This window comes from Aquabacterium sp. CECT 9606 (assembly GCF_918741295.1).
GTDB lineage: Bacteria > Pseudomonadota > Gammaproteobacteria > Burkholderiales > Burkholderiaceae_C > Aquabacterium.
Map to the genome: position 1 here is coordinate 745,002 of NZ_CAKKNB010000002.1, position 9,797 is coordinate 754,798.

General features: G+C 63.2%; 8 protein-coding genes. 6 read left to right on the top strand and 2 right to left on the bottom strand.

The genetic code is table 11. The features are described 5' to 3' along the window. Window positions 1-2: 2 nt before the first annotated feature. Genes LQ232_RS11095 through LQ232_RS11110 form a run of 4 tightly spaced genes read left to right on the top strand, consistent with a single transcriptional unit; the run spans window position 3 to window position 3,544 of the window. Window positions 3-404: a biopolymer transporter ExbD gene (locus LQ232_RS11095; protein ID WP_230180378.1), complete on the top strand. Its 402-nt coding sequence runs from the start codon at window positions 3-5 to the stop codon at window positions 402-404. An 11-nt stretch (window positions 405-415) separates the two neighbouring features. Further along, on the top strand, window positions 416-1,147 hold the full coding sequence (locus LQ232_RS11100; RefSeq protein WP_230180379.1) for a hypothetical protein: 732 nt from the start codon (window positions 416-418) through the stop codon (window positions 1,145-1,147). Between the two features lie 39 nt (window positions 1,148-1,186). Continuing rightward, the gene (locus LQ232_RS11105; RefSeq protein ID WP_230180380.1) at window positions 1,187-2,875 is read left to right on the top strand and encodes a putative porin; all 1,689 of its coding nucleotides are present in this window, start codon (window positions 1,187-1,189) and stop codon (window positions 2,873-2,875) included. 27 nt (window positions 2,876-2,902) lie between these two features. After that, on the top strand, window positions 2,903-3,544 hold the full coding sequence (locus LQ232_RS11110) for a hypothetical protein (protein ID WP_230180381.1): 642 nt from the start codon (window positions 2,903-2,905) through the stop codon (window positions 3,542-3,544). Window positions 3,545-3,546: 2 nt separating this feature from the next. Here LQ232_RS11110 and LQ232_RS11115 read toward each other — a convergent pair whose 3' ends face one another. Both LQ232_RS11115 and LQ232_RS11120 read right to left on the bottom strand, forming a co-directional pair. Further along, window positions 3,547-4,791 carry a glycosyltransferase WbuB gene (locus LQ232_RS11115; protein WP_230180382.1) on the bottom strand — a complete coding sequence of 415 codons (1,245 nt, stop codon included), beginning with the start codon at window positions 4,789-4,791 and terminating at the stop codon, window positions 3,547-3,549. Between the two features lie 237 nt (window positions 4,792-5,028). Then, a complete protein-coding gene (locus LQ232_RS11120) occupies window positions 5,029-6,198 on the bottom strand; it encodes a glycosyltransferase family 1 protein (RefSeq protein WP_230180383.1) in 1,170 nt (389 codons plus the stop codon). A gap of 168 nt (window positions 6,199-6,366) precedes the next feature. Here LQ232_RS11120 and LQ232_RS11125 point away from each other — a divergent pair, with 168 nt between their 5' ends. Both LQ232_RS11125 and LQ232_RS11130 read left to right on the top strand, forming a co-directional pair. Then, the gene (locus tag LQ232_RS11125; RefSeq protein WP_230180384.1) at window positions 6,367-8,199 is read left to right on the top strand and encodes a DUF1800 family protein; all 1,833 of its coding nucleotides are present in this window, start codon (window positions 6,367-6,369) and stop codon (window positions 8,197-8,199) included. Between the two features lie 8 nt (window positions 8,200-8,207). Then, a complete protein-coding gene (locus tag LQ232_RS11130; RefSeq protein WP_230180385.1) occupies window positions 8,208-9,731 on the top strand; it encodes a DUF1501 domain-containing protein in 1,524 nt (507 codons plus the stop codon). The last annotated feature ends 66 nt before the right edge of the window (window positions 9,732-9,797 follow it).

Here is a 9,797-nt window from a genome sequence, read left to right on the forward strand (position 1 = left end):
CGATGAAAGTTCAAGACGAAACCAAACCTTACGACACGATCAACGTCACGCCCATGCTGGACCTGGCGTATGTGCTGCTGGTGGTGTTCATCCTGATGACCACGGCGTCCGTGCAAGGTTTGAACGTGAGCATGCCCAAGCCCAGCAACAAGCCCGTCACTGAACAGCACGACCTGCGGATCGTGCAAGTGCTGGCGGATGGTGGCGTCACGGTCAATGGCGTGGGCGTGAGCCTGTCCGAGCTGGAAGGCCAGTTGGGCCAGGCCAAGGCGGCCGACCCCAAGATGACGGTGGCCATCAAAGGTGACGCCAAGGCGCACTACGACAAGGTGGTGGCGGTGATCGACCTGTGCAACAAGCTGGAGGTCAACATGGCGTTGGTGACCACCCGCATCGGCACGTGAGTGAGGCCAGCATGAACGAGTCCACACTCAAAAGTCCGCATTTCGAGGCGGCCGCCACGGTGTCGTCCACCCGAGACTGGCGAACCATCGTCATCGGGCTGGCAGTGCTGTTGGCCTTGGCCGCCTTGGTGTGGTGGGGCATGGGCCAGGCGGGGTCTGGCCATGGAGCCCCCAAGCGGCAGACCGCCAAAGTGGCCCTGATGCCCGACACCCCACCACCGCCCCCCAAGGAAGAGCCCAAGAAAGAGCCACCCAAAGAAGAGCCCAAGGAGACCGTGCAGCTCAACCGGCCACAGCCCACGCCCACCCCGGCGCCACCTGGGCAGCAGCTCAAGGCCGAAGGTGCGGCAGGCGAGGGCGGCAGTCCGTTCGCGGCCGGCAGTGTGAGCAAAGACTACACGGAGGGCAAACCGGGTGGCGGCGGCGCCAGCGCGCCCTCGGCACCAGTGGACCGCCAGAAGTTCCGCTTGTTTGCCGATGGCTTGACACGCCGGCTGCAGTCGGAGTTGGAGCGGCATCTGGGCGGCTCGGAGTTGCCAAGAATGAAGCTCTCCCTCCAGCTCTGGCTGGACGCTTCTGGCGAGATTTCCCGCTATGAGATGAGCGGCCTCAGCCGCCCGGAGCTTGACCGCGAGGTCCGCGAATCGCTGGACAAAGCCAAAGCCAGCTTGCGCAGCCGCCCACCGACGGGCATGCCGCAACCCATCAACTTGAGCATGACCGTGATGCCGCAAGGCGGTTGATCCAGGCCTGACTCACTTTGCACTAATCAGAGAATTTTCATGAACGTTTTCCCAATCTGCCCCCTCCCTCGGTCGTCCGTGGCAGCAATGATCGCCTTGGCTTTGACCTGCTCGATGGGCACCGCGCAAGCCCAGTCCAACACGGACGAGAGGGCGCAGCTTGAGCAGTTGCGCAATACCACTTATGGCCTGATCCAGGCCTTGATCGACGCTGGCCTGCTCACCAAGGAGAAGGCCGATGCCTTGCTGCTGGCCGCCAAGCAGCAGGCCCAGGCCGCGCCCGCCCAATCGGTGACCCCTGGGGGCACGGCTGCCGTCGCAGAGGGCGCCAAGCGCTCGGTCATCCGCGTGCCTTATGTGCCTGAATCCTTGAAGGCCGAAATGCGTGAAGAGGTCAAGCGCGAAGTGCTGGCCCAGGCTCGTACCGAGCGCTGGGGGGAGCCCGGCGCCCTGCCGTCGTGGCTGAACCGCATTGCCCTGGAGGGCGACGTGCGGGTGCGCTGGCAGTACGAAGACTGGGCCAATGACAATGCCTCGCCGTTCACCTTCTACTCGCAGGCCGATTCGCCGGCCTGGGCGCCGGATCTGGTCAACACGACCGGCAACCGCAACCGCTTGACCCTGCGCGCCCGCCTCGGCATCACCAGCGACCTCAAGTTCGGCTTCAAGACGGCTTTGCGCCTGAGCACCGGCAATGCAGGGCCTGTGTCCACATCGCAGACCCTGGGCGGCAGCGACGGCAACTTCAGCAAATACGCGGTGTGGGTAGACCGCGCCTCTTTGCAATGGGATGCCAACACGCCGGATGTGACTTTGACCGCAGGGCGCATGGCCAATCCATTCGCGGGTTCTGACCTGGCCTGGCCGGACGATCTGAACTTTGATGGTGTGTCGGCCCGTTACCAGCTCAAGCTCAATGACACCAACCGGGTCTATGCAACCGCGGGAGCCTTCCCTTTGCAGGAGTTCGAGGTGGCCAGCACCGACAAGTGGTTGTATGGCGTGCAGATGGGCGCCAACCTGGACCTGGATCCGAAGAACAAGTTCAGCCTGGGTTTGGCCTTGTATGACTTCAAAGGCGTGGAGGGCGTCTACGACGGTGCCGATCCGGCCCCGACGGGCGCAGTGGCCAAGAGCGGTGGCTACTTGAATTCGCAGTACCCCACTTCGGTCAGGCAGAAGGGCAACACCCTCATCCGATTGAACACATCGACCGGATTGCCTGCGCCTGTCTGGGGCTTGGCTTCCAAGTTCCGACCCCTGGTGTTGAACCTGGGCTACCAAACCACTGCCATGGAATCGGTGACCTTCAAGACATCTCTGGACCTGATCAAGAACACCGGCTTTGACTTGGCCGAGATCAACCGCCGAACGGCCGCCCCAATTTCCTTGGCCGAGAAAACCACGGCCCTGCAAGTGCGGGCACAGCTTGGCAGCCCCAAGCAGGAGTTGCGCGGTGACTGGATGGCATACGCCGCCTGGCGCAAGTTCGAGCGCGATGCGTGGGTGGATGCGTTCACCGACACGACCTGGCACCTCGGTGGCACCAACTACTCGGGGTGGTCCATCGGCGGAGCCTATTACGTGGGGCCCCGCACGTCGGCTGGCTTGCGCGTGACCAGCACCCGCAACCTGGAGGACGGTGCCTTGATCGGTGGCGTGCCCAATGTGAGCAGCGCCCCCTTGAAAATCGACGTGATCCAGTTGGAGTTGAACTCACGCTTTTGAGTGAACCGGCAAACCAAGGACACGACCATGAATCAGCTGTTGAACAAGAGCACCCCAGTGATGGTGGCGTTGACCCTGGCCCTCGCGGCCGCGGTCTTTCCGGCACAAGCGCAGGACAAGGCCAGCCGGGAGCGCGAGGCTTTGCGACGCGTTCAGCAAGCACTGCGCGCCGCTCAGGATGAGCAAAGCACCTTGCAGCGAGACAAGGCCAAGCTGGCCGCTGAGAAGGACAGCCTGTCTCAGGACATGGGCAGGCTGGATGGCGAGCTCAAGCGCACGGCGTCCAAGGTGAGTTCCGCCCAAGCGGAGGCCCGTGCGGCGCAGACGCGATCAGCTCAGCTGGAGTCCGAACTCGCCACCGCCAAGGCCGAGTTGGACACGCTCAAGACGCAGCACGAGGAGCAAAGTCGAAAGCTTCAGGAAAGCCAGTCACGCGTGGCGGCCGTCACGGCCCTGTTGGAGCGCAGTACCCAGGCCCAGAGGGTGTTGGAGGTGCGCAACCAGCAGCTCTACCAAGTCGGAGTGTCGGTGGTGGAGATGTACCGCAGCCGCAAGCCAGCCGATACCTTGGCGCGCCAAGTGCCCGTATTGGGCATGGGCGAGGTCACCCTGGAAAACATGGCAGAAGCCTGGTTGGACAGGCTGGAGGAAGCGCGCTTCAAAGAGTAGGGTCAGGAGTCAATGGTGATCGGATCCGGCGCCAGCAATTCATCCAGTTGCTGAATCCACTTGCCCAGAACTGACTTCTGCGCAAGGTGGTCTTCCGCAAACCTGCGTGCCAGCAGGCCCAGCTCATGGCGGGCATCCGGTTGATTGGCCAATGATTCGATGGCATCGGCCAAAGCCGGGTGGTCGTTGGGCGGCACCACGATGCCGCAGCGGGACACCACATGCGCCATCTCCGTGCCCTCGTGGCAGGTGGCCACCACGGGCCGGCCGCTGGACAGCATGCCCGACAGCTTGGAGGGCAGCACCAGGTCTTCGGCCTGGGGGCATTGCGGCAGCAAGTGGATGTCGGCCAGGCCCAGCAACTCACCAAGGCGTTCGACGGGTTGCAAAGGCAACAAGCGCACATTGTCCAAGTCCATGCAGGCGGCTTCAAGCTGTGGCTTCATCACCCCATCACCGCAGATCACGAATTCAACGTCTGTGCGGTGCGCCAGCAACCTGGCGGCTTCCGGGATCATCATCAAACCCTGCTTGCTGCCCAGCGTGCCCGAGAACAAGACCACCATGGAACTTTGGGAGATGCCCAGTTCTTCGCGGTAGGCGCTCACATGGCCCAGCGGGCGCACTTTGTCCACATCCACCCAGTTGGGGAAGTGCCGGACGCAATCGCCGTCCACGCCCTTGTTGCGCAAGCGCTCCACCATGCGCACCGAGATGGACGACACCACGTCAAAGCGTCGGAGCATGCGGCGCTCCAGCCACAGCAGGGCCTGGCGCGCCCGGCGGCCTTCCATCAGGCCCATCTTGAAGGCCACGTCGATCTCGAAGTCCTGCACATGCAACCAGGCCTGGGCGCCTGACAACCGGGCGGTCAGCCAACCCGCGGGTGCGCACACAAAGGCGGGTGCCACCGTCAACACCACGTCGGGCCGCCAGCCCACTTGCCGCAGCATCACGGGCAATGAAGAGGCCGCGAAGGTCAGCAGGTGCAAGATGCGCTTGAGCCCGCTGGGCTTGGCCGGCACCCACAGCGGGGCGCGCCAAACGCGTGCGCCTTTCCAGACCTCTTGGCGATAAGGTGGCCACACGTGGCCTTCGGCAATCTTCCAGTCTGGGTAGTAAGGTGGTGCGGCCACCACGCGAACCTCGTGCCCTTCCGACACCAGCCACTCCGCCATCTCGCCAGAGTACTTGCCAATGCCTGTGGGCTCGGGGGCGAAATTGGCGCTGTAAATGAGGATCTTCACGCGTGTTCTTTCTTCAGCGCTGGCAACTGTTCTGGTGAATCCAACAGGCGTGACAAGGCCGCCGCGTGATCCGCATGGATCACGCGATGCATCTGTCGGTGTTGGAGGTCTATTGACTCTTGGGGCTGTGTCGCTAAGCGCCCTGAGTTCTGAACGAATGGTGACGTTTCAAGTTGTCACCTTCGTGAACCGGGGGAGTGCCGAATGCCGCGCCAGGGTGTCGGTCAAGCTTGCAACTCAAGAGTCCAGTGCGAGCACCGTGCGGTAAATTGAGAGGTAGCCTTCAATGGCTTTTTGCGTGGTGAACTGCGCCGCCCAGGCCATTCGCCGTTGGCGCTGAGCGACCTGTTCGTTCGCATCGGCTTGAAGCACCGCCTCCAGCACATCAGCACCTTGCTCGGCCCACGCGCTGATGTCCTCACCCGGTTGAAGAATGGGCAGGTAGCTGGCCAGCGGTCCGGCAATCTCGTTCATGGGCGAGTCATCGGTGGTGATGACCGGGCAGCCGCAGGCCTGGGCCTCCACGATGGGCCAACCAAAGCCTTCGGCCAGGCTGGGGAACAAGAATGCCCGTGCGACTGAATACGCCGCTTCCAGCGCCACATTGTCAATGCCCTGGTAGAACAAGACGCGGCCTTGCGCGGGCACTTGCTTCAAAGCATCAACAACCTCAGGGTTGGACGGGTGGGGGCTGATCATCCAAAGTGGCAGCGGGTGCTCGTGCCGGGCGGCGTACCGTGCATACAGGTGGATGATGCCGGCGGTGTTTTTGTACCATTGGCCGCCGCCCACATGCAGGACCATGCCATCGTCATTGGCAGGCAGGCCCGCCATGCTCAGCTTCTGAAAGGCCCGGGCGCGGGGCATGGGCTTGTAGGGGTAGTTCAAGCCGTTGTAGACCACGCACGACGTCTGGGGCTGAACTTGGCCGTGCTCCACCAGATCGCTCTGGGTGCGTTTGGACACCGAGATGAAATGCCGGGCCTGCCTGAAGCCGCGCCGAATGTAGCGTTGGTAGATCCGGCCTGTGCTGGATGTCGGGTTTTGGGGGATGTGCCCGAGGGCCGAGCGCAGTGCCAGAAGGTCATGGGCGTGGACCACATGAGGCAGGTGCTTGACCAGGGGAACCCATGGGCCGAGGGCCTGGTCGCAAAACACGAACAAGGTGCCCGGTGGCTGCCTTCGCAGACGGGCTTTCACCTGCAGGGGAAAGAGCAGGTACTGGTCCACATAGCCGGCCCATTTGGCCAGCCGGGTGTTGTCGAACAAGGCATGGACCCACGCCTGCGGTGCCCAGTAAGCCACGTCGCACCCTTTGGCCTGCATGGCGCCGCCAATCATCCTGGCAAAGCGCGGCATGCTTTGCGAGCGCATGAACGAGGGGTGGCAGAAAAACACAAGCTTCATGCCGCCTGATTTTGAACAAGGCATGTGACGCCATGACGACGCGGACATCTGCGTAAGCAGGCGTAATAGCCTGGCCGGCTGTGCCTTTTCTCCTTTCCTCACCGCAGGGCCAGGCCTGATCATGGATGTTGTTCAAAAGTGGGTGCGTGGTTGTCAATGGAACTGAGCATGTGGAAGAGATGCTGCTTGTCGATCCTGGCCAGTGTGCGGAGCATGGCATTGGCGGCCGTCGCGACCTGGTCCATGGCCGCGTGTGGCGGTGGTGGCGCTTGTGACGGTTGTGTGGTGAGCGCGCCACCTGCCGAGCCTGCTCAGCAAGTCACGACCAGTGAGCTGCTGGCGCAGAGCAATGGCTTGTCGACCAGCGCTCCCATCACGCGCCAGCAGGCCACTCGGTTCCTGACGCAAGCCACCTTTGGGCCCACGCAGGCGGAGGTCGATCACCTGATGGCGGTGGGCTACCAGACCTGGCTGGACGAACAATTCGCCGTGCCCATGTCATCGACATCGCACGTGGCCGCCTGGGATGCCAGCAACGCCGCCATCATGAAGATCGACGCGGGACAACGGGCCAGCAGTGGTGAGGTGACCAGCAGCTTCTGGCGCCAGGCGGTGACCGGACCTGACCAGTTGAGGCAGCGTGTCGCCCTGGCCTTGTCGGAGATCTTCGTGGTGTCCACCGCCGACAGCTGTGGCAGCAACGCCTACAGCCGGGGCGCCGCCGGCTACCTGGACATGTTGGGACGCCAGGCGTTCGGCAGCTACCGCGAGCTGCTGGAGTCCGTGGCTTTGCATCCGGTGATGGGTTGCTACCTGTCGTACTTTCAAAACCAGAAAGAAGACCTGAGCACCGGGCGGGTGCCCGACGAGAACTTTGCACGCGAGGTCATGCAGCTGTTTTCAATTGGCCTGTATCAGCTCAACCTGGATGGCAGCGTCAAGACCGATGCCAGGCAGCAACCATTGGAAACCTACACGGCGGCCGATGTGTCCGACCTGGCCAAGGTCTTCACAGGCTGGGGCCTGAACTGCTCGACAGGGTTCACGGCCAGTTGCTTCTTCTCCAACCCCAGCATTCCGGAGCAGTTCACCGCGGACATGCGTGGCTTTGCGCTGTACCACTCCACCGCCGAGAAAAGTTTTCTGGGGACCGTGGTGCCGGCCAACCTGCTGTCGACGCCCGAGGCGGACTTGAAGGCGGCGCTCGATACCTTGTCCAGCCATCCCAATGTGGGGCCGTTCATTGGCAAGCAATTGATCCAGCGCCTGGTGACCAGCAATCCCAGCCCCGCCTACGTGGCCCGGGTGGCGTCGGCCTTCAAGGCCTCAGGGGGCAGTTTGCGCACCACGGTGTCGGCCATCTTGCTGGACACCGAGGCGCGGAACACAGCAGCGCTGAACAGCAGCACCTTTGGCAAAGTGCGCGAGCCCATTTTGCGTTTCTCGGCCCTGTTGCGCGCCATGGATGCACGCTCTGACAGCGGGCTGTACCTGATCAACTCGACGGCCGAGTCCCTGGGCCAATCGGCCTTGGCCTCTCCCTCGGTGTTCAATTTCTTTCGGCCCGGTTATGTCAAGCCCGGCTCGTCGTCTGCGGCGGCGAAGCTGGTGACGCCCGAGTTGCAGATCGCCACCGAGACCACCGCCGCCGCGTATGTCAACTTCATGACCAGCTTCATCTGGGCCGGAACCGGCCGTGCAGGCCTGGACAACAAAGGCACCCGGGGCGATGTGCAGCTTGATTTCAACGTCAACCCCAACAGCCCCTGGCTGGCCAGGGCAGATGAGCCAACGACGCTGGTGGAGGAGCTCAACCAAAGGCTGATGTACGGCACGATGCCTGCGGCGCTGAAGACAGAGATCACACAGGCCGTGATGGCGGTGGACTTCCGGGCCAAGCCCACCCCCACCGCTGACCAGATCGCGGGCACCCGCAAATACCGCTTGTGGTCGGCCTTGCTGCTGACCGTGGCCTCCCCCGAATTCCAGGTACAGAAGTGAGCGGCATCATGCGTGATCACGGCAACAACGCTTCTCGCCGTTTGTTCTTGAAACAATCCGGTGCGTTTTCGATTATGGGGGCCGCCGCGCCCCTGGCCATGAACCTGGCCGCCGCCAGCGCTTTGGCCGCACCCGCTGCCGCCGACTACCGGGCCCTGGTCTGCGTGTTCCTGTATGGCGGCAACGACGCCTTCAACACCGTGCTCGCGACCGATGATCCCTCCTGGTCCAACTACACGGCGGTGCGCAATCAGCAGCCGGAGTCGATTGCGCTGTTGCGCAACGTGGCGCCCAACCGCAGTGCCAGGGTGGGATCGCCCGAGTGGTTGGGGGGCGTGCTGCCGATCTCGGCAGCGTCCACCCAAACCGGGCGCAGCTTCGCGATGCACCCGATGCTTGGTGGGCTTCAAGGCCTGTTCAACACCAGCCGACGAATGGCGGTGGTGGCCAATGTGGGAGCGCTGACCGAGCCCTTGAGCAAGACCGACTACCTGCAGAACCTGAAGCGCAAACCCAAGAAGCTGTTTTCGCACAACGACCAGCAAAGCACCTGGATGGCCCTGGCCCCGGAAGGCACCGCCATGGGATGGGGTGGGCGACTGGCCGATGCCTTGGTCTCGGCCGACAACAGCAGCCTGTTCACTGCCATTTCGGCCAGCGGAGAGTCCGTGTGGCTCACCGGCAAAACCGTGCGGCAGTACCAAGTCAGCCCGTCCGGGCCAGTGCGCATGGGCACCGAGCCGGACTCCCTGGGCGTCAGCCGGGTGTATGGCTCCGACGTGGTCGGGGCGGCCCTTGAACGCATCGTGACCGGCTCGCGCAGTCCCCATGTCATGGCGCTGGACATGGCCGCCACGAACCAACGCAGCATCCAGGCCGAGCGCATTTTGTCCGCGGCTTTGCCGAGCGACGCCGTGGCACCGTTTGGGCCAGCCTCGGTCCTGCAATACACCACCGTGGCCGGGGCGCGCGCGCAAAACCCATTGGCTCAGCAGTTGCAAGTGGTGGCCAGGACCATCGCGGCGCAGGGCAAGCTGGGGGTCAAGCGCCAGGTGTTCTTCGTGGGCCTGGGGGGCTTCGACACCCACAACAAGCAGAACCTGGCCCACGCCGATCTCATGGCCAAGCTCAACCATGCCTTGCAGTACTTCGACTCCACCTTGTCGGCGATGGGGATGGCGCAAAACGTCACCACCTTCACCGCGTCCGACTTCGGGCGCTCGTTCACCAGCAATGGTGATGGGTCCGACCACGGCTGGGGTGGTCATCACCTGGTCATGGGGGGCGCGGTTCAGGGGGGCGATGTCCATGGTGCCTTCCCCGTGCTGGCCCGCAAGAACAGCCGAGACAACGGCTTTGATGGCAGCCCCGACCAGATCCACAACGGCATCTTGCTGCCCAGGATTTCGGTGGACCAATATGGGGCGACCTTGGGGCGTTGGTTCGGGCTGAGCCCGACGCAACTCGGGGAGGTCTTTCCCAACCTGGTCAACTTTTCGGGCCAGGCGGACCTGGGATTCATGAAGGCCTGAGAAAAGCCTGACCCCCAATTCATGGGGGTGTTCCGCTTTGCCACGCGCATGACACACGCCAGAGGT